This is a genomic window from Candidatus Nitrospira nitrificans (assembly GCF_001458775.1).
GTDB classification, from domain to species: Bacteria; Nitrospirota; Nitrospiria; order Nitrospirales; family Nitrospiraceae; genus Nitrospira_D; species Nitrospira_D nitrificans.
Genome location: NZ_CZPZ01000021.1, coordinates 1 through 19269, shown reverse-complemented (window position 1 = coordinate 19269; position 19269 = coordinate 1). Strand labels below are relative to the sequence as shown.

The 19269-nt window shown below is 57.4% G+C and carries 16 protein-coding genes; 9 read left to right on the top strand and 7 right to left on the bottom strand.

The window, feature by feature from the left end:
- Window positions 1-32 precede the first annotated feature (32 nt).
- A complete protein-coding gene (locus COMA2_RS12345; RefSeq protein WP_217490729.1) occupies window positions 33-1241 on the bottom strand; it encodes an ISNCY family transposase in 1209 nt (402 codons plus the stop codon).
- Between the two features lie 202 nt (window positions 1242-1443).
- On the opposite strand from COMA2_RS12345, the gene COMA2_RS12340 reads away from it, so the two are divergent.
- Window positions 1444-2802, top strand: a complete 1359-nt coding sequence (locus COMA2_RS12340) for a Do family serine endopeptidase (protein ID WP_245631000.1) — start codon at window positions 1444-1446, stop codon at window positions 2800-2802.
- 16 nt (window positions 2803-2818) lie between these two features.
- Here COMA2_RS12340 and fusA read toward each other — a convergent pair whose 3' ends face one another.
- Both fusA and radC read right to left on the bottom strand, forming a co-directional pair.
- Window positions 2819-4921, bottom strand: a complete 2103-nt coding sequence (gene fusA / locus COMA2_RS12335; RefSeq protein WP_090898525.1) for an elongation factor G — start codon at window positions 4919-4921, stop codon at window positions 2819-2821.
- 83 nt (window positions 4922-5004) lie between these two features.
- On the bottom strand, window positions 5005-5730 hold the full coding sequence (radC, locus tag COMA2_RS12330) for a RadC family protein (RefSeq protein WP_090898522.1): 726 nt from the start codon (window positions 5728-5730) through the stop codon (window positions 5005-5007).
- A 600-nt stretch (window positions 5731-6330) separates the two neighbouring features.
- On the opposite strand from radC, the gene rsmD reads away from it, so the two are divergent.
- Genes rsmD through COMA2_RS12305 form a run of 4 tightly spaced genes read left to right on the top strand, consistent with a single transcriptional unit; the run spans window position 6331 to window position 9002 of the window.
- On the top strand, window positions 6331-6912 hold the full coding sequence (rsmD, locus tag COMA2_RS12320; protein ID WP_342672618.1) for a 16S rRNA (guanine(966)-N(2))-methyltransferase RsmD: 582 nt from the start codon (window positions 6331-6333) through the stop codon (window positions 6910-6912).
- Window positions 6909-7397 (top strand): pantetheine-phosphate adenylyltransferase, encoded by a 489-nt coding sequence (coaD, locus tag COMA2_RS12315; protein ID WP_090898514.1) that lies wholly within the window; start codon window positions 6909-6911, stop codon window positions 7395-7397. The genes rsmD and coaD overlap by 4 nt, the downstream gene beginning before the upstream one ends.
- Window positions 7394-8587 carry a pyridoxal phosphate-dependent aminotransferase gene (locus tag COMA2_RS12310; RefSeq protein WP_090898511.1) on the top strand — a complete coding sequence of 398 codons (1194 nt, stop codon included), beginning with the start codon at window positions 7394-7396 and terminating at the stop codon, window positions 8585-8587. Before coaD ends, COMA2_RS12310 begins: the two co-directional genes overlap by 4 nt.
- 40 nt (window positions 8588-8627) lie before the next feature.
- A complete protein-coding gene (locus COMA2_RS12305; protein ID WP_175304572.1) occupies window positions 8628-9002 on the top strand; it encodes an FmdB family zinc ribbon protein in 375 nt (124 codons plus the stop codon).
- A gap of 14 nt (window positions 9003-9016) precedes the next feature.
- Here the strand turns inward: COMA2_RS12305 and COMA2_RS12300 are convergent, their stop codons facing one another.
- The 3 genes from COMA2_RS12300 to purH all read right to left on the bottom strand — a co-directional run bounded on the left by COMA2_RS12300 (window position 9017) and on the right by purH (window position 12695).
- Window positions 9017-9454, bottom strand: a complete 438-nt coding sequence (locus tag COMA2_RS12300) for a DUF3450 domain-containing protein (RefSeq protein WP_090898504.1) — start codon at window positions 9452-9454, stop codon at window positions 9017-9019.
- A gap of 252 nt (window positions 9455-9706) precedes the next feature.
- Window positions 9707-10981: a phosphoribosylamine--glycine ligase gene (gene purD / locus COMA2_RS12295; protein ID WP_090898501.1), complete on the bottom strand. Its 1275-nt coding sequence runs from the start codon at window positions 10979-10981 to the stop codon at window positions 9707-9709.
- A gap of 160 nt (window positions 10982-11141) precedes the next feature.
- Window positions 11142-12695 carry a bifunctional phosphoribosylaminoimidazolecarboxamide formyltransferase/IMP cyclohydrolase gene (gene purH, locus COMA2_RS12290; RefSeq protein WP_090898498.1) on the bottom strand — a complete coding sequence of 518 codons (1554 nt, stop codon included), beginning with the start codon at window positions 12693-12695 and terminating at the stop codon, window positions 11142-11144.
- A gap of 339 nt (window positions 12696-13034) precedes the next feature.
- Here purH and COMA2_RS12285 point away from each other — a divergent pair, with 339 nt between their 5' ends.
- A complete protein-coding gene (locus COMA2_RS12285) occupies window positions 13035-13520 on the top strand; it encodes an RsbRD N-terminal domain-containing protein (RefSeq protein ID WP_090898495.1) in 486 nt (161 codons plus the stop codon).
- Between the two features lie 481 nt (window positions 13521-14001).
- Here the strand turns inward: COMA2_RS12285 and COMA2_RS12280 are convergent, their stop codons facing one another.
- The gene (locus COMA2_RS12280; protein ID WP_217490728.1) at window positions 14002-14604 is read right to left on the bottom strand and encodes an HdeD family acid-resistance protein; all 603 of its coding nucleotides are present in this window, start codon (window positions 14602-14604) and stop codon (window positions 14002-14004) included.
- A 347-nt stretch (window positions 14605-14951) separates the two neighbouring features.
- Here COMA2_RS12280 and COMA2_RS12275 point away from each other — a divergent pair, with 347 nt between their 5' ends.
- From COMA2_RS12275 to COMA2_RS12265, 3 genes are all read left to right on the top strand, one after another.
- Window positions 14952-17753 (top strand): hypothetical protein, encoded by a 2802-nt coding sequence (locus tag COMA2_RS12275; RefSeq protein WP_090898490.1) that lies wholly within the window; start codon window positions 14952-14954, stop codon window positions 17751-17753.
- A gap of 182 nt (window positions 17754-17935) precedes the next feature.
- Window positions 17936-18796, top strand: coding sequence for an OmpA family protein (locus tag COMA2_RS12270; RefSeq protein ID WP_090898486.1), 861 nt, complete (start codon window positions 17936-17938; stop codon window positions 18794-18796).
- Between the two features lie 13 nt (window positions 18797-18809).
- The coding region (locus tag COMA2_RS12265) for a hypothetical protein (protein ID WP_139077329.1) at window positions 18810-19269 on the top strand (460 nt) is incomplete at its 3' end.

The following is a 19269-nucleotide window of genomic DNA, read 5'->3' as shown; positions in this document are numbered from 1 at the left end:
GACTTTCCTCGAATATTTCCACTGTGCCGAAATTATTTCGCACACCGTTGCTCTGAGCACGACGATTGTCTGGGTACCCGACTCCTGGGTCGGGCTTTGGCAATCGGGGGAAGCCGGGTGGGCTCACGCAATTGCCCCGTCGCATCGTAGCGCGCCACACACCGGGGGCCGTGCAACACCGCCAGCGCGCCCTCCGGATATGCATGAATCCAGACGGTGACCTTCACATAATGGAAGCGGTGCGGGTCAGGTGGGATCTGGAGCCTCCGGCCTTGAGAGCGCACCGTGTTGTCATTCGCGACGACCCGTTCTTCTTGCACACACAGAATCTCCGCAAGGTTCGTCCCGATCCACGGGACCAAGGCCGTCCCCGACTCTGCCGCGGGAACCGCAAACCGCTGGTGGTAGGCCGGGACAAACTGCTCGGTGAGATACCGGTTGGCTGCGGCCATCGTGGTGATCCCCGCCAAGGCCAACTCTTTCGGCAGCCGATCTTGCAGGGTGCGGAAGACGCGCTCCGACCGACCCCGGGCTTCCGGGGAATAGGCGGGAATCAGCGTGATACCCAGCTGCTGTAAGGCGCGGTGCACTTGCGTCGGGCGTGTCTTGTCGCCCCGCCCCCCAGCCGCCTCAGTGTACCAGTAGTGCGAGCCCCGATCGGTATATAGGGAACTGAACAGCCCCTTCGCCTCAATGACCTCCCCCAGGCCCTGGAAACTGCTCATGGTTCCCTCTTCTTCACCGAAGAAGGCCGAATAGATCTCGCTCGTCGCGTCATCCACGGTCACAATCAGATCCCACTGAGAGCCCACCACCCACTCATGCGTGGACCCATCTTGATGCAGCATCATGCCGGGCATCGGTTTGCGAGGCCGCTTCTTGCGATGCGCCCCACGCCGGGGCGCCCGCGCCACGGGTCCCGCCCGTTGCAATCGGTTCTTGGTCCACGTAGAGGAGCGGGTCCCGCCATGCTCCGCGTGCCAGCGTTCATGGAAATGTTTGACGGTCCAGCCCGTGTAGCGGCTCTCATACAGCTGCACCATCTGCAGGGCCTCATCGATGGGGACCGCCCGGGCAGAGGCCCGACCCAGCCGTCGATCCTCCAGCCCCTCGATCCCCTCCGTTTCATAGCGCGTACTCCACCGACGGAAGGTCCGTTCTGTTACGCCCAAGAGCTCCGCCGCTTCCACCATCGTCAGTTCTCGGCGCTGTCGCCGGGTATACAGCTCTTCAAATCGCATCTGTCGCACCCTCCTGCAGCACGTTCGCCCGTGTCATCGTGGCCCCTCCTTGGGGCCCACCTTAAACCGGACACTTCACGTGCTACACAAATCGGACAGATGATGTGCTATCTACAGACCGGCGTAGGAGAGTAGGCACATCGACAAAGATCAGATACAATATCGTTCAATGTTAACCCGCGCATTCCCATCAGGACGTGTGTTGCGCTACGGTATCGCTGCTCTCCTTTCTGTTGTCATCGGAAGCGGCCAGGCTGATGCCCTATCCCCTGATTCACCCGGCATTCGCATGCTCGAAGAGATTCAAACGGTCATTACCGAGCTTGCTGAGCAGGCCAAGCCGTCCGTCGTCAATCTGTTTCCCATCACTGGCACAAGTCGGCTTCGCGAAGGACCCGGTGAGCGTACGCCGAATACGTCAGGCTCTGGCTCGGGTCTGATCGTTGATAGTGACGGCCATATCGTGACGAACAATCATGTGATCGGGGATGCCAATGAGATTGAAGTCCGGTTCTCCGATAAGACCAGGCTCATCGCTCATGTGGTCGGTAAAGATCCCGACACTGATTTAGCGGTGCTCAAAGTAACCACCGATCGGCCGCTGCCGAGTGCGCGATTCGGCGATTCCGCCGGCGTCAAGGTCGGTCAGTGGGTGCTGGCCGTCGGAAATCCCTTCGGGCTGGACCGGACCGTGACACTCGGCGTGGTCAGCGGCATCGGTCGAGAAAATATCAATCTGTCACGGTACGAAAACTTCATCCAGACCGATGCCTCGATCAACCCCGGAAATTCCGGCGGTCCGCTCTTCAACCTCCGGGGTGAGGTGATCGGTATCAATACGGCGATCATTAATTTCGCCCAAGGCATCGGATTCGCCATTCCCTCGAATATGGCCAAGCAGGTCATCGAACAGTTGTTGGCCAAGGGCAAGGTCGTGCGGGGCTGGCTCGGCGTCGGGATTCAGCCATTGACGGCCGAGTTGGCGAAACAATTTGGAGTCGCTGAAGGCGAAGGCGTACTCGTGAACGAAGTCTTCGAGAAAGACCCCGCCGCATTGGCCGGGATCAAGCCGGGTGATGTCATCGTCCGGATCGACGGGGCTGTTGTCGATTCACCGAATAAGCTGTCTCGTCTGATCGCGACGCTGGCTCCGGGGGCGACCTCAAAGATTGAAGTCGTCCGGGATCTGAAACGCGTGACGATAGCCGTTCCCCTCACCGAGCGGCGTGATGCAGCTGGCCTCGCATCGCTTCCTCACCAAGAAGAGAAGGCCGGAGGCAGACTTGGTCTTGATCTCCAAGACGTGACGGCGGCCCTGGCGGAGCGGTTCAAGCTGCGCGACTCAAAAGGCGTGCTGATTGCCAAGGTCGAATCCAACAGTCTGGCTCAAGCCGAAGGCCTGCGTGAAGGTGACCTCATCAAAGAGGTCAACCGTCTGGAAGTTTCTTCCGTCGGAGAATTTACATCGGCCCTTGCGCGGTCCCGGCGCGGCGACACGCTGTTGCTCCGTGTGCTTCGCGAAACCCGCGCATTTTATGTCGTGCTCAAATCCTCCGACTGACGAACGACTGACGAATTCAGTGGGTCGTGGCGGCTTGCCCTTCCCCCTTCTGTCGCTCGATGATCTTAGAGACCAGCTCTCTCGGCACTTCATCATACTGCGCGAAATCCATGACATAGCTGCCCCGTCCGCCGGTCATGGCGTTGAGGGCCGTCGCATATCGAAGCAGTTCAGCCAGCGGAACCAGGGCTTTGATCTGTTCGGCATTGTCGTGCGCATTGACGGATAGGATTCGCCCCCTTCGGGCGCTCAAGTCTCCCATGATCGCCCCGACCGTGTCGGTCGGCGTATCGATTTCCACCGTCATGACCGGCTCCAATAACACGGGATGCGCGGTCTCGATCGCTTTTTTGAATGCCATCGACCCCGCGATTTTGAACGACATCTCCGACGAATCGACCGTATGGTAGGATCCGTCATAGACGGCCACCTGCACATCGACGACCGGAAATCCACTCAACGGTCCCTCATGCATGGCCTCGAGGACCCCTTTTTCGACGGCGGGAATGAAGTTTCGTGGAATCGCTCCTCCGACCACGCGATTCTCGAACGCGTACCCGTGACCGCGCGGGAGCGGCGCCACTTCAAGCCAGCAATCACCATATTGGCCATGACCGCCGGTTTGTTTCTTGTACTTGCCCTGCGCTTGTGATTTCGTCTTGAGCGTTTCCCGGTATGGGACCTTCGGCGTGTGGAGTATGACATCGGCTCCGAACTTTCGATGGAGTTTCTCGAGCGCCAAATCGATGTGGAACTGTCCCATGCCGCTGAGCACCATCTCCTTGGTTTCAGCGTTGCGCGAGAATGCCAACGAGGGATCCTCTTCGATGAGTTTGTGAAGCCCGAGGCTGACCTTGTCGATGTCCGTCTTGGACTTGGCTTCAATCGCGAACGACAAGATCGGCTTTGGCAGGCTCAGCACGGGGTAACAGATGGGAGCCGCTTCTTGGCACAGCGTGTCGCCGGTCTGTGTATCCTTGAGCTTCCCGATCGCCACGATTTCTCCCCCTCGTGCGGAGTCGACGGCCACATGACGTTTGCCCAACACCGTGTAGAAATGGCCGAGCCTCTCTCGGACATGTTTGGACGCATTCAGGACCGTGGCGTCGGCACGGACTGTTCCCGACAGGACACGGCAATAGGACAACCGGCCGGCGAATGGGTCGATGATGGTCTTGAAGACATAGGCTGAAAACGGTTCCTGTACACTCCCCTTCCTCTCACAGCCTTCATGGGTCTCTGGGTGAATGCCGTGCCATGGATGAGCCGCGCCACGTTCGGAGGGTGACGGCAATAACGTGACCATCGCGTCCAATAAGGACCAGACTCCGACATTCTGCGTAGCGGATCCGCCGTAGATGGGAAGGAAGTGTTTCGTCTGAATGTCACGTCGAAGCCCTTGCAGAAGGTCCTCTGGGCTCAACTCTCCCTTGGCCAAGTAGGTCTCCAGCAAGGTTTCCCCGTTTTCCGCGACCGTCTCCACGAGTCGCTGGTGCGCTTCGTTCAGCATGCTCTCTAGAGCATGTGAAACCGATAGCTGTTCGACTTTCGCTGAACTCGGCCCTGACCGCACCAGCTTCTCATGTCGTACGTCAAGTACGCTGTCAAAATTCACGCCGAGGTTGACCGGAACCGTCATAGGGAGAGGAACACACCCGAGCTGTTTGTGACAGATCTCCAGAGCGCTCTCGAATAATGCGCCTTCCTTGTCGAGTCCATTCACAAACACCAGACAGGGAAGGTCCAACTCTTTGATCCTTGTCCACAGCTGTGTCAACTCTGTCCGTACTCCTATGGTTCCACTCAGAAGCAGGATGACCGCATCGGCAGCCTGCAGGGCGGCGAGCGGTTCGCCGAGAAGATCGAGTGCGCCGGGAGTATCAATCAGGTTGATGGCGGTGTGATTCCAGGTGAATTGAAGGAGGCTGGTGCTTGTCGAATTGCGATGCCGAAGTTCTTCAGGCTCAAAATCAGACACGGTGGTCCCATGCGCCACGGAACCGAGCTGAGGGATCGCACCACCGACATACAGCAAGGCCTCACAGAGAGAGGTCTTCCCGGCACCGGCGTTGGATACGATGGCCACGTTTTTGATGGGCTCCAGACGGACTGCATCCATAGCTTGCCCTCCTTGTTGAGTATGTGTTTAGGCCATTCGCTTCCTCATGTTTCCTGGGCTGGTGTTTCGGTCGGATATCATACTTAGGGTCCTTCGTACTCATCCCCCTGTCCGGTCAGCCATCCCTCGTCGGCAAAACTCACATACCGGCCGTCTCCGATGATCATGTGGTCCAAAACACGAATGCCTAATAGCGTGCCGGCTGTTGCGAGTCGATCGGTCAATCGCCGATCTTCCAGGCTTGGAGTGGGATCTCCGCTGGGATGATTGTGAAGAAAAATGACGGCAGCCGCAGATTCGCGCACCGCAAGCGCAAACACCTCACGTGGATGGACGATGCTGAGCGTAAGGCTTCCTTCTGAGACCGTGGCCTCTTTGATCACGATATTTTTTGCGTCGAGCAGCACGACCTTGAAGAGTTCGTGTTTCAGATCACGGAGCGCAGGGTGAAAGTGTTTGAACAGATCCGAGCTTGAGGAAATACGAGTGCCGGTGGACAGTGGAACGGCCAGAGACCGTCTTCCTAAGGCCAATGCAGCTTTGAGTTGGGCGGCTTTGGCAGGACCGATGCCGGGGATCGCGCAGAGTTCTTCAATGCCGCAGGCCGCCAATCCTCCCAGTCCACCGACTCGATCAAGGAGCTCGATGGCCACCTGTACAGCGGATGAATCGCGGCGGCCGGTTCTCAGGAGGATGGCGAGAAGATGGGCATCGGATAAGGCCTCTGATCCTTTGGCAAGAAGACGCTCACGGGGGCGCTCGGTCTTTGGCCAGTACGCAATGCCCTTTCTCGGTCCCTTGCTTGCCACGAAACCCCTCAGGTGACAAAAAAATGACGAGCCGGACTCTTTTGTACCGCCAAATAAGGGGAAATTACCTGCCTGCTGGAAATACGTAATTCATAAGTCATTGAAATGCTGATATATGACAAATTGGTGCAGCTTTTGCTTAAGTTTGCCACCAGCTGTGAACGTAGCCACCTTGGGAGGGACCAATGGAATGTCCGAAGTGCAAAGGGATGATGATGTTGGAGCGGTTCTCTGATTTCTTTCTTGTGTTCTACGCATGGAAATGCATTAACTGTGGAGCCATTATTGACCGTACTATCTCCAACAATCGTAGAAAGAGCCTGGCTGCCCGCGATTCTCAGACCGTCGTGGCTCGGTAAATTGCAGCGTTTCGAGCTCGGGACTCTGATCCATCTCAGGACCTGCTTGGACTCCGGAGCGGTCGTATCGTCCTTGACATGCTGACCGAGCAACGATCGCATTATAGTCTTCCGCACGAAGACGGTCAAAAGAGTACTCGATGCTGCTTCCCCGACTCAAGTGCGGGTGAGCCAACCTCCCTTCCACCCGGCATTTCTTGACCCCTGCAAAAACGCTATGTTAGATTCTCATGCATAGACGATGTTGTCTGGTATGCGTGTGATCGCTGGTACCCACCGAGGTCGTCGACTTTACGGGCCGCGAACACGTGCTCTTCGCCCAACCTCTGACCGTGTTCGAGAAGCTCTGTTTTCAATTCTCGGTAATCGACTTAGGAACGGCCGCTTTTTGGACCTCTATGCTGGGACCGGAGCCGTGGGGATCGAAGCCGTCAGTCGTGGCGCTGAACACGTGACCTCCGTCGAGTCGAACCGGGATGCCTTGAAACTGCTGCACCAAAACCTTGAGCTCTGTCACATCGGCGATGAAATAGCCGTGCGGGGTCAGACCGTTCAACAATTTCTTAACCATGCCGTTCAGTGGAACGGTCCCTATGATATTGTCTTTGCCGATCCTCCCTACGCCGAGGCGTCCGAACTAGCGTCATTGCTGACTGAGTCTCAGACGCAGGATCTGTTTGCCCAGGACTCATGGCTGGTCATCGAGCATGCCGCGAAAACCGACTTACCCATGTCGTTGGGGTGCACCAGGTTTTTACGTCGGTATCGCTACGGTGATACCGCCTTATCCCTCTACTTCCGTTCCCCGACTGTACCGGCATGAAAATCGGCATTTATCCAGGCACTTTCGATCCCATTACGCATGGCCATGCCGACATCATCACCCGAAGCCTCCGCGTATTCGACAAGGTAGTCGTGGCCGTCGCACCGAATCCGTCTAAACATCCGCTCTTCAATTTGGCCGAGCGCCTTGATATGGTACAGCTGGTCATGAAGGATGTCGGACAGGTTGAGGTCACACCGTTCGATGGGTTGCTCGTCAACTATGTCGAGCAGTCAGGCGCCCATGCAATCATCCGCGGCTTGCGCGCCATTTCAGACTTTGAACATGAGTTTCAGATGGCGCTCGTCAACCGAAAACTTGCGAAGACGGTGGAGACGGTATTCTTGATGCCGAGCGAAGAATACTCCTACTTGTCTTCGACGATCATCAAAGACGTGGCACAGCACGGGGGAAATTTGAGCGATTTCCTTCATCCGGAAGTCGCCCGACGCCTACAAGCTCGTATCCGGAGTCTCAAATCATGAAACTGGCAGCACGTGTCGGTCGTATTGCACCCTCTCCGACGTTGGCCATGGCTGCAACCGCCAAGGCCATGGCCGCGCAAGGACTCGATGTCATCGACTTTTCAGCCGGAGAACCGGATTTCGACACGCCGGATCCGGTGAAGGCCGCGGCAGAAGCGGCGATACGCGAGGGATTCACCAAATACACACCTTCGTCAGGGATCGATGAGTTGCGGAGCGCGATTGCCGACAAGTTTCAAGCCGAACTTGGGCTTCGGTATGAGAAGACTCAAATCCTTGTCTCCTGCGGGGCCAAACACTCGCTCTATAATGTGGCGGAGGCGTTGCTCGAAGCGGGTGACGAGATCATCATTCCGATCCCCTACTGGGTTTCGTATGCGGATCAGGCGCTTCTCAACGATGCGACGCCGGTTCTATTACCAACCAAGGAAGAGGACGGGTACGCCGTCCATGCGCCAGAGTTGGAACGACTGATTACGTCGAGAACCAAAGCCATCATCGTGAACAGCCCGTGCAACCCGACCGGCGCCACGTATGATAGGGCGACGCTGGAACAAATCGCTGCAGCAGCGGTTCGGCACGACCTCTTGATCATTTCGGATGAGATTTATGAAAAAGTGCTCTATGATGGAGCCACGCATATCAGCATTGCCTCATTGGGATCGGAGATCGCGGCCCGGACGGTCATCATCAATGGCGTCTCAAAATCTTATGCCATGACAGGGTGGCGCATCGGGTACGCGGCCGGTCCCAAAGATCTGATGACCGCGATGGCCAATATTCAGAGCCAGAGCACATCGAATCCTTGCTCGATCTCGCAAAAGGCCGCCGTTGCTGCATTGCGTCTCGGGGAACCCTTCACTCGCGTAATGGTGGAAGAGTTTTCCCGACGCCGAACCGCCATCGTGGGAGGACTGAACCAGATTCCCGGTGTGTCATGCCGAATGCCGAGCGGGGCCTTCTATGCGTTCCCTAACGTGAAAGGCTTGTTGGGGAAACGTGGACCTGCGGGAGTACTGAAGACCCCGAATGACGTGGCACAGTATCTCTTGCATGACGCGCGAATCGCGGTCGTGCCGGGTGAACCGTTTGGAAGTCTGGAACATCTCCGGCTCTCCTATGCCACCAGTATGACAAATATCACCCGAGGACTTGAGCGAATAGGACAAGCGTTCGCGAAGTTGACGTAAGGGCGATAAGGTCGCTGCAACGATAAAAGGGGGGGAACCAGTGCCGATTTACGAATATCAGTGTGACGGCTGTTCGTATCGTTTTGAAGTGAAGCAGAGCATCAAAGATGACCCGCTCTCGACATGTGAACGATGTGGGAAAGCGATCAGACGGCTGATTTCATCGCCGGGGATCATGTTTAAGGGGAGCGGCTGGTATGTCACCGACTACTCCGACAAGCTCAAACCTCCGTCCAGCACGGGCAGCGAAACCGGTGGGACAGGTTCAGGAGAAAAGAGTGCCGGAGAAAAGAAAGAGCCGGCTGCGGCTGCTCCATCAAGCGCTGCCCCTTCTTCTACAGCGCCGGCGACTGCGGCATCAAGTAGCGCGTCACCGTCTACACCGAGTACGACGACGCCCTCCTCTTCACAATAGACTCGTGGGTCTAATTATCGAACACCGATTGCCTTGGGAGCCTGGTGTTTGCCAGTCTGTGTCTTCGGGAGATTTTTAGCAGGTAGTTTGTTCGCGGTCCTTCCGGTTGATTTTGCCTGTGTTTTATGCAGCGCTGCCTTCGGAGCCATCGACTTCACTATCCTCGCGCGGGTCGCATCCAGCTGATTTTGAAGGCTGGTGATCATACCGGTTTTTTCACGACCGATGCGGCTCAGTTCATCAAGCTGTCCCTGCAGCTCCTGTTTGCCCCGGGACAAATCGGTGACTTGAGCCTGAAGCTGAAACTTCTCAATCGCCAGAGTCTGAATTTCTGATCTCAATTGTTCGATCTCAGCCTGTAAGGCCGGCGGCCAATAATCACATCCCACAAGGCCAAGCGCAAGGCCGAAACCAACGACTATGCTGAACACTCGCGTCGGGTGGTGTGCCATGGCCGTTCCCCTTTCATCGGAAATGATCTGTCTTTACCAGGCGCCGCTGTAGACATGCTGTATCCTTTGCATGTTCTACGCTGACTATCGTGAGAAGACATTTTAACAGATCGCAGGAATCAGCTGAGAAGAACATCAGCCCCGGATGTTCAGATCTATATAGACTTTAGTGGATAGATCCAGGCAGCTCTAGCAAATTGCATGGACGAGTGCTCGGGGTGAGATCGATATGGTCACTGAATGGGTCTCGGTTTATATCTTCAGAGTCCGGTGCGCGATGTCCGTTCGGAAGTGACAACCCTCGAATGAGATCGTCTTCACGACTCGATAGGCTTCGCTTTGCGCCTCCAATAACGTTGGCCCTCGACCGAGGATGCCGAGGACGCGGCCTCCTGCTGTCACGATCTCATGCCCCCTCAGGGCCGTTCCTGCGTGAAAGACCATGGAGGAGTCCGGCAAGGTTCTCGCCGTGGGGAGTCCAGAGAGCGGCATTCCCTGCCGATAGGCACCGGGGTAGCCTCCCGATGCCATGACCACGCAAACCGTCGCGTCCGTGTGCCACTCGACAGGAAATTGATCAAGCCGATGTTCGACCACCGCCTCGATGACGTCCAGAAAGTCGGTCTTGAGCAAGGGCAGCACGACTTGTGTCTCAGGATCGCCCATGCGAGCGTTGAATTCGAGCACATATGGCGTTCCGTTCACTACCATCAGTCCTGCGTACAGCACGCCTAGAAACGGCGAACCAAGCCTGGCCATGGCGTCCACCATCGGCTGCAAGACCTCGCGACGGACTTGATCTTGGATCTTGGCCGTTCCCAGTGGGGCCGGGCAATAGGCGCCCATCCCGCCGGTATTCAAGCCGGTGTCTCCATTGCCGACCCGTTTATGATCCTGCGCCGGTGGCATCGGCACCACGGTCTTGCCGTCGGTAAACGCCATGATCGTCAATTCCTCGCCGTCGAGAAATTGTTCGATCAGCACCTGTTTGCCGGCTTGGCCGAATACGGCCTTTTCCATCGAGTCGATGATTGCCTGTCTTGCTTGGTCCTGAGTGGTCGCAATGATGACGCCTTTCCCTTGAGCCAGCCCGTCGGCTTTGATCACGACCGGCAACGTCTGCCGCTCGACATAGGCCAATGCGTCCTCGATCTTTTCGAAACTCTTGGCATGAGCCGTCCGGATCTTGGCTTGCGCCATGATCTCCTTCGAGAAGACCTTGCTCGCCTCCAGGCGGGCGGCGTTCCTGGTCGGACCAAACACTCTGAGCCGAGCTTTTCGAAATTCGTCCACAATGCCCAGCGCGAGCGGCGCTTCGGGGCCGATCACGGTCACATCAATGTTTTCTTGGAGCGCGAAGTTCTTTAGGCCGGCAATATCGTCAGACTTGATCGGGATGCATGTCGCCGATGAAGCAATGCCCGCATTACCGGGGGCGCAGTACAAGACCGGTCGGCGAGGACTCTGCGCGAGCTTCCACACCATCGCATGCTCACGTCCGCCACTCCCGACCACGAGGATTTTCACAGATCCATGCCTCCTAGTTGTAGTCACATTTCACGAGGATGCTCAAACAGGCCATCCAACGAGGCCGCAGGCGAGAAAATGCCGGAGGCGTAGCTTCCGGGCTACGTTGAGGATGTTTTCGAGCCGAGAACGAAGTTGGGGGCCTGTTTCAGCATCCGACTCAGTGGCGGAAGTGCCGCATGCCCGTCAGTATCATCGCCATCCCATGTTCATCCGCGGCTTTGACGACTTCCGCATCTCGAATCGATCCGCCCGGTTGAATGATGGCCGTAATCCCGACTTCGGCGGCGGCATCGAGACCGTCACGGAACGGAAAAAACGCGTCCGACGCCATGACACAGCCTTTGACCGGCATTTGCGCTTTCATAGCCGCCAACTTCACCGAATCCACACGGCTCATCTGTCCTGCCCCGATGCCGACGGTCTGGCCAGGCTTCGCGTAGATGATGGCGTTGGACTTGACATGTTTGCAGACTTTCCAGGCAAAAGCACAGGCGGCATACTCTTCATCCGTCGGCTTGCGAATGGTCGGTACGGCAAGCGTCCGAAGATCCGGCAACACGCCGAGATCGCGATCCTGGACAATGAGTCCACCGACAAGTTTCTTCAGATCGAACCCTTCCTGCTTCACCTTCGTCAAAGGGCCCACATTCAATAAACGCAGATCCTTTTTCCTCTTCAATTCGGCCAAGGCTTCTTCAAGAAAGCCAGGGGCTATCACGACCTCAACGAACGTGGACGTGATAGCCTTGGCAGCCGCCAAATCTACCGGCCGATTGAACGCGATGACCCCGCCGAAGGCGGACACGGGATCCGTCTCCCTTGCCTTGACGTACGCCTCCACCGGCGTCTCGCCGAGCGCCACCCCACAGGGGTTATTGTGCTTGATGATCGCGACGGCCGTCTCCTCATATTCCTTCACCAACTCGAGCGCGGAATTCGCGTCGAGGAAGTTGTTGTAGGACATGGCCTTGCCATGCAAGATCTTCCCGCGGGAGACGGATGGCTCCTTGCTGTCCAATTCACGATAGAAGGCGCCCTGCTGGTGAGGATTCTCGCCGTAGCGGAGGGATTCAGCCAATTCAAACTGCAACGACAACACTTTCGGAAACTTGACTTCCCTCGCCTGAGCGTGTTTCTCCAAGTAGCCGGCGATCAATCCGTCATAGCGTGCCGTATGCTGGAATACCTTCATTGCCAACTCACGGCGCAAGGCCGGGGTCACGGTGTTGCCGTTCACCGCCTCCAGCACCCGTGAATAATCGGCCGGATCGACGACGACCAACACATCGTCATGATTCTTGGCCGCCGACCGCAGCATGGAGGGGCCACCGATATCGATATTTTCGATGGCGTCTTCAAAGCGGCAATCGGGCTTGGCGATCGTGGCTTCAAAGGGATAGAGATTGACCACCACCACATCGATCGGACCGATCCCATGTTGACTCATCTGCTCGACATGCGCCGGAAGCGACCGGCGTCCCAGCAAACCGCCATGGATCTTGGGGTGCAACGTCTTCACCCGACCATCGAGAATCTCGGGTGATCCCGTATAGGCCGCGACGTCCGTGACGTTCACGCCGGCGTCGCGCAACGCTTTGGCCGTCCCTCCCGTGGACAAAATTTCCGCGCCGATCGCGTTCAGCCCCTTTGCCATCTCGATGACCCCGGTCTTATCTGAAACACTGATCAACGCCCGCTTGATGCCGGCCATGTGAGTACTCCTTAGAATCGTGTGTAGATGTGGAAGAACTACGTCGACGACGAAAGGCAAAGAAGAATAGCAAAAGGGTGGGGTAAGTTCAAGGCGACCGGTGGCCAACCGCCCTCACCTACAGACAGACTTCTTTCGATTCTGCGACAGAAGCAGTGGAATCGGCCAAAGGCGGCGTTCTGATAGGACGGCATGTTCCTATGTATTGCAATGGAAGCACGGCGCCTACCAGCCCCGACAAACGTGTCATTGACGTTGGTGCTCCCATTCAAGTAATGTCTCACCGGCGAGGAGACTCCATGCATTTCTCTACCTACCCACTCATTATGGAGGTGCGCTATGCTGGCTGGCCGATTAGTGAGACTGATCGAGAAAAACTCCGAGAAGCTTGCTCGAGAGCTCAGCGAGAAAGTGTGGAACTCTCCCCGTTGTAGCGATCTGCGAAAAGTTCCGCCGGACGAACTCCAAGCCCGCACCCGCGAGATCTATCAGAATTTGAACAACTGGCTGATGGACATGACTGAAACCGAGATCGAGCGACGTTATACGGAGCTCGGGGCGCGGCGAGCGGCACAGGGCGTGGCCTATAGCCACTTTCTCTGGGCCATCACCGCCACCAGAGAGCATATGACCGCCTTTGTCCAACGCGAGGGGCTGTCCGACAGCGCCGTCGAGCTGCATGGCGAGTTGGAGCTCATGCACGTCCTCGGTCAGTTTTTTGATCGCGCGTTATACTATACGGCCCTCGGGTATGAAGGCGAGCGGACTCGCATCGGAACGAACCTCCGCAGACGCAGGGACGATCATCAGAAAGTCCACGCGTAGGATCTGCGCGAGTGCTGCCTGTCCCAGTCCCGTGTGGGCTCACCGCATGAAGGTGGGCCCATGTTTATCTTCACTGAACCGTTCATTTTATTCTTCTCAGAATCTCGTTGCTCCCAGCGACCGGCCATAAGGATCAACGCTCCAACCTTCGCATCCACCGTGATCATTGAGTTGAGAAGCCGATAGAATCAATCACCCCTGCAATTGGGGCGCGATTGCCCTGGTAGCGGCTGCCGGCTGATGAGTGGGCAATGTCTACGGATGGGGCGTCATTTCCGCATCCGGCGAGTGCGCCAGCGAACCACCACGATTATCCCCAACAAGAGTTGGTGACCATAACCTCCTCCTTCTAGCCGACCTTCGTGGTCGCCAGCCAAGAGGACGGGGCAATTAAAAAATGGATCGTGACTTTCGGTCGTGTCGGGGGTACTGACAGACTGAGGGAAGAGTGAGAAGAAAATTGGATGTCAGACGGCTGAACTTACGCCACTGCCTGGGCAGGCTGTGAATGACTCTGTACCCGACGTCTTCGCAAGCGCCATCCCAGAGCGACCATCAAGATGCCAAGAATCATGGCATACGCCCCGAGATACCAGACCAACCCGATCGCGCCTGCATCAGGAAAGAGGGCAAGGAGGACGCTGAGAGCAATCGACAACACACCGGAAAGAGCCAACATCCATTCACCCTCGATTTCCTTGCGCAACTTCACCGCGGCCGCGATCTCAAATGCCCCGGTAATGAGCGCCCAGGCCGAAACGACGTAGACCAATGCGAGCGCGGTGATACCGGGCCATACAACGCTGATCGCAGCCGCCCCGATTCCGACGATGCCCGACAGCAGCAAGGTCCACCACGGCTTCCGCCGATTCGTGTGCCGCCATGCAGCCACGAGGTTCAAGACACCGTCAAAGAAGGCATAGGCTCCAAACAGATAGACGAGCGCGAGCAAAGTGGACACCGGCATGAACAACGCGAGGATGCCGATGAGAATTCCGAGCAATCCACGCAGCGTAACCGCCCACCAGCGCATAGGAAGTTGGGCGAGCGCATGGTCCTGAAGGAGGGTGGTTGATACAACCATGGAGAGGAGCATACCGTTTTTGTCTTTTGAAGAAGATCGGTGAATCCCCTAGTTTGTTCCAGATTTCCCATAATGCGGGCTAGTACCGGCATGATCAAATGTGGTACCGTGGCCCGTCGTACCGCAGTCATCACATCATCCGCAGCAGGCTGTTTTCATGAGGCGTGCGGGGATTCTCACCCGAATGCAGAGTGCGATATGCAACTGAACCGGACCAGTAACGGACTCGCGAATCCGATGACCGCAATCGGTTATGGTTCGGCATGTGCCCTCCCCTATTTGAGCACCAACCCAGCCTCCAAACAGAATCAGCGCATCGACCGGCTGATCCAAGGACGGAATGACTTATGAGCACACTGAACAGATGGTTACAGCAGAACTCCAATAATTCATTCGAGCAACAGTGCCAGCAGCTCGCCAATTTGCTGCGGGTGAAAGAGCAGGCGCTGGAAACGACGGCGCACGAGTTGAAGGTCAAGAACGCGGCGATGCAGATTCTCGAACAGAAAATCATGTCGTCCGAGACGCTGTTCACCTCGACGCAGCGAGAGCTCACCGCGCGCAGCGAACGGGTGAAGGCGCTCGAAGCAGAATTGGTTGCGCAATCCAAACACCTGACGGAGGTGGAAGCTGAAGGAGTTGCGGCGCGCCACCGCGCGGGCGAGCTCAATGCGACCGTGAGCGCCTTGGCCAACGAACTCCGTGGGGCTCAACAGGCCTGTCAGGCCTCCGAACACGCCCACGAGGTGTTGAAGGAGGAAATCCGCGTCCTGCGCGAACACGTGGCTCAGCTCAATGAAGGCCTGGTCGAGCGAGACCGACTCCGCGCCCAGGTGGAGAAGCTCGAGCCGATGCAAGACCGCATTTCCCGGTTGGAGGTTGAGCTCAGTGATCGCGAAGCTGTGCATCGAGGCACGCTCCACCAACTTGAACAGTCCCTTGCGGAGCGTGACCGGCGCATCAGCGAATTCGATATGAACTTGGCTGCCAGGCTGGACGAACTCCATGGCTCTCAGCAAGCTTGCCGGGCCGCCGAACAGACCCAGGACGTCTTGAAAGAAGAAATCCGGGTTCTGCGCGATCATATCGTCCAACTGAACGAAGACCTCTCCGACCGGGATCGCCTCCGTGCTCACCTGGAGAAGTTGGCCTCGGTGCAAGATCGTGTGCATCAGTTGGAGGTCGAACTCAGTAATCGGGAGACTGCCCATCGAGAAACAATCCAGCAGTTCGAGCAATCGCTTGCGGAGCGTGACCGGCGCATCAGCGAATTCGATATGAACTTGGCTGCCAGGCTGGACGAACTCCATGGCTCTCAACAAGCCTGCAGGGCCGCCGAACAGACTCAGGACGTCTTGAAAGAGGAAATTCGGGTTCTGCGCGATCATATCGCTCAACTCAACGAAGGCCTTGCCGATCGAGACCGCCTGCGCGTGCAAGTGGAACAGCTGGCGTCGGTGCAAGACCGCGTGCATCAGTTGGAGGTTGAGCTCAGTAATCGAGAAGCCGCCCATCGAGGCGTCCTCCAGCAGTTCGAACAGTCGCTTGCGGAACGCGACGGTCGGATCAGTGAATTCACTGCGAGCGCGGGTGCGCAGATGGACGAACTTCGCGGGGCTCAACAGGCCTATCACGCCGCCGAACAGACTCAGGACGTCTTGAAAGAAGAAATCCGGGTTCTGCGAGACCAAATCGCCCACCTCAACGAAAACCTCGCCGATCGAGACCGCCTGCGCGTGCAAGTGGAACAGCTGGCGTCGGTGCAAGACCGCGTGCATCAGTTGGAGGTTGAGCTCAGTAATCGAGAAGCCGCCCATCGAGGCGTCCTCCAGCAGTTCGAACAGTCGCTTGCGGAACGCGACGGTCGGATCAGTGAATTCACTGCGAGCGCGGGTGCGCAGATGGACGAACTTCGCGGGGCTCAACAGGCCTATCACGCCGCCGAACAGACTCAGGACGTCTTGAAAGAAGAAATCCGGGTTCTGCGAGACCAAATCGCCCACCTCAACGAAAACCTCGCCGATCGAGACCGCCTGCGCGTGCAAGTGGAACAGCTGGCGTCGGTGCAAGACCGCGTGCATCAGTTGGAGGTTGAGCTCAGTAATCGAGAAGCCGCCCATCGAGGCGTCCTCCAGCAGTTCGAACAGTCGCTTGCGGAACGCGACGGTCGGATCAGTGAATTCACTGCGAGCGCGGGTGCGCAGATGGACGAACTTCGCGGGGCTCAACAGGCCTATCACGCCGCCGAACAGACTCAGGACGTCTTGAAAGAGGAAATCCGGGTTCTGCGGAACCATATCGCTCAACTCAACGAAGACCTCGCCGATCGGGACCGTCTGCGCGCCCACCTGAAGAAGTTGGAATCGCTACAAGGCCGCGTCCATCAGTTAGAGGTTGAGCTGAGTGATCGGGAAGCGGCCCATCGAGGCACCATCAAGCAACTCGAAAAGTCCCTTGCGGAGCGCGACCGCCGGATCGAAGAGCTCGCGCCGACCGCCACCCTCCTCCGCGAGAAGGGAACGGAGCTCAAAGAATGGGAAAAGAAATACGCCCGCGCGGTTCAAGAACATAAGTCAGAGGTGGTCACGCTCCAAGAACAATGCGCGGCCCAGGAGCAACTCCGCGAGCAGCTTCTGCTCAATGAGCAACAGCTGCGCGGACGAGACGAGCAGATTGCGAATCTCAACCGTCACGTACAAGACCTTCAAGCGGAACGTCAGAATCTCGCGCAAGAGGCACAGAGCATTCCTGAGAAAAATGAACAGATCGATCGCCTGCAACAACGCCTCAAAGAATTGCGTGGGACGCTTCGTGAAAAAACAGTGCCGACAAAAGCAGCTCCGACAAAGGAGGGGCCTCGTCAGGTCCGCCAGAATGGAGCCGCCCCGAGTTCCCCAGGAGGGCCGCCCAAGATCAGTAAGGACAAGCAGGACGATGACCTCAAAAAGATCCAGGGGATCGGGCCTGCCTTGGCGCAGACACTCAAGAAGATGGGAACCTGCACGTTTATCCAAATTGCTCGGTGGAAGCCGGAAGATATCGAGAAGATCGCCAAGAAACTCGAGACCGATCCTGAGCGCATTAAACGCGAAAAGTGGATCGCCGACGCCAAGAAACAACACTATCAAAAGTACGGAGAACGGCTCTAACGGAATGCTGAAAAAGGCCGCTCGTTTTTCTCACCGTTCCTCGGATTGTTGTGCCTTATCAGTATCCGATCCTGTTCCCTCTCCCTGCCCGGCCACTTCTCACCCTAGTACGGACATCATCGAATGTGGTACCGTGCCGCCTCGCGCCCCAGTCATTCCATCGTCCACGGCGAGTTGATTCCATGAGACGTGCGGGGGTTCTTACCGGAGGTGCGGTTGCGCTCATGCTCCTCGGCGTGGTGTGCGTCCCTCGGCATCTCTCCTCGACGCCACGGTCGGCGATTGTGACTCCCGCCAGCCTTCACGCCGGCTTCGAGCACGGCAGCCTGGTCCTTCGCGGTTCCTTGCCCACTGAACGCAGTAAGGCCGCGATTCTTGAGCAGGCCCATGCGCTCGCGGCGAAAACGCGCATGCGTGTGATCGACCAGTTGACGGTTGATCAGCAGGTCAACGCGGCAGCGTGGATGGACATGGTGCCGCAATTCTTGCCGGCCTTGGGCGTGATGGTCGAGCGGGGCTCACTCATCATTGATGGACGTTCGCTGCTGGTCAACGGCCAGGTGGCCGGCCATCGTGAAAAGGCGGAGATATTACAGGCCTTGGCTCCGGTGATACGAGCGGGCTTACGAATTGAAGACCGCGTGGTGGTGGCATCGACCGCAACATCGCCTTCCGCCGCCGTTCCGCTCTCGGCGCTCCAGCTGTTGCTGAACCAGGTCCTGACGAAATCTTCGATCGAGTTTGAACCCAAGAGCGCCACGATTACGGCCACGGGACAGGCGGCACTGGATCAAATCATCAGGCTCTTACGAAGAGCTCCCGACACGCCGATTGAAATCGCGGGCCATATCGATGCGGGAGGCGACGCGGAGTTCAATATGCAACTGAGTCGGCGCCGCGCCGAAGCGGTCAAGCAGTATTTGATCGGTCACGGACTCTCCAATCCGTTTACCGCAATCGGCTATGGCTCGACACGCCCCCTCTCCCAAGCGAAATCGCCATCAGGCCTTCACCGGAATGAACGGATCGAATTACTGATGTAAGGACGGACGACGTATGATCACACTGCTGAGCCAGATACTCGGGTGTCTCCTCATCGCGGCAGGAATCGGTGTCGCGGTCGGTTGGTTATTGCGAGGGCTTCCAAAGAATTCGCTCGATCATTCCTACGGGGATCTCGCCAATCTGTTACGAGCCAAGGAACAGGCGCTGGAGACGGCGTCGCATGATTTGAAAGTGAAGACCTCGGCAATACAGATTCTTGAACAAAAGATCATGTCGTCCGAGACGCTGCATTCGTCGGCCCAACGGGAAGTCACCGCACGCGGTGAACGGGTCAAGGCGCTCGAAGCGGAATTGGCCATGCGGTCGAAACGACTGACGGACTTGGAACTGGAGGGGATCGCGGCCCGCCGGCGCGAGAGCGAGTTCCATGCGGGCGTGGCGGCGCAGGCGGAGGAACTGCGCGGCGCGCACCAGGCCCGGCAGGCCGCCGACCAGGCCCGCGCGGTGCTGG

What these genes read in the sequence shown, in the direction of transcription:
- COMA2_RS12270 (WP_090898486.1), top strand. Translation starts at nt 17,936, where the DNA reads ATGAGACGTGCGGGGGTTCTTACCGGAGGTGCGGTTGCGCTCATGCTC.
- coaD (WP_090898514.1), top strand. Translation starts at nt 6,909, where the DNA reads ATGAAAATCGGCATTTATCCAGGCACTTTCGATCCCATTACGCATGGC.
- purH (WP_090898498.1), bottom strand. Translation starts at nt 12,695, where the DNA reads ATGGCCGGCATCAAGCGGGCGTTGATCAGTGTTTCAGATAAGACCGGG.
- rsmD (WP_342672618.1), top strand. Translation starts at nt 6,331, where the DNA reads ATGTTGTCTGGTATGCGTGTGATCGCTGGTACCCACCGAGGTCGTCGA.
- COMA2_RS12285 (WP_090898495.1), top strand. Translation starts at nt 13,035, where the DNA reads ATGCTGGCTGGCCGATTAGTGAGACTGATCGAGAAAAACTCCGAGAAG.
- COMA2_RS12300 (WP_090898504.1), bottom strand. Translation starts at nt 9,454, where the DNA reads ATGGCACACCACCCGACGCGAGTGTTCAGCATAGTCGTTGGTTTCGGC.
- COMA2_RS12280 (WP_217490728.1), bottom strand. Translation starts at nt 14,604, where the DNA reads ATGGTTGTATCAACCACCCTCCTTCAGGACCATGCGCTCGCCCAACTT.
- COMA2_RS12310 (WP_090898511.1), top strand. Translation starts at nt 7,394, where the DNA reads ATGAAACTGGCAGCACGTGTCGGTCGTATTGCACCCTCTCCGACGTTG.
- fusA (WP_090898525.1), bottom strand. Translation starts at nt 4,921, where the DNA reads ATGGATGCAGTCCGTCTGGAGCCCATCAAAAACGTGGCCATCGTATCC.
- COMA2_RS12275 (WP_090898490.1), top strand. Translation starts at nt 14,952, where the DNA reads ATGAGCACACTGAACAGATGGTTACAGCAGAACTCCAATAATTCATTC.
- COMA2_RS12345 (WP_217490729.1), bottom strand. Translation starts at nt 1,241, where the DNA reads ATGCGATTTGAAGAGCTGTATACCCGGCGACAGCGCCGAGAACTGACG.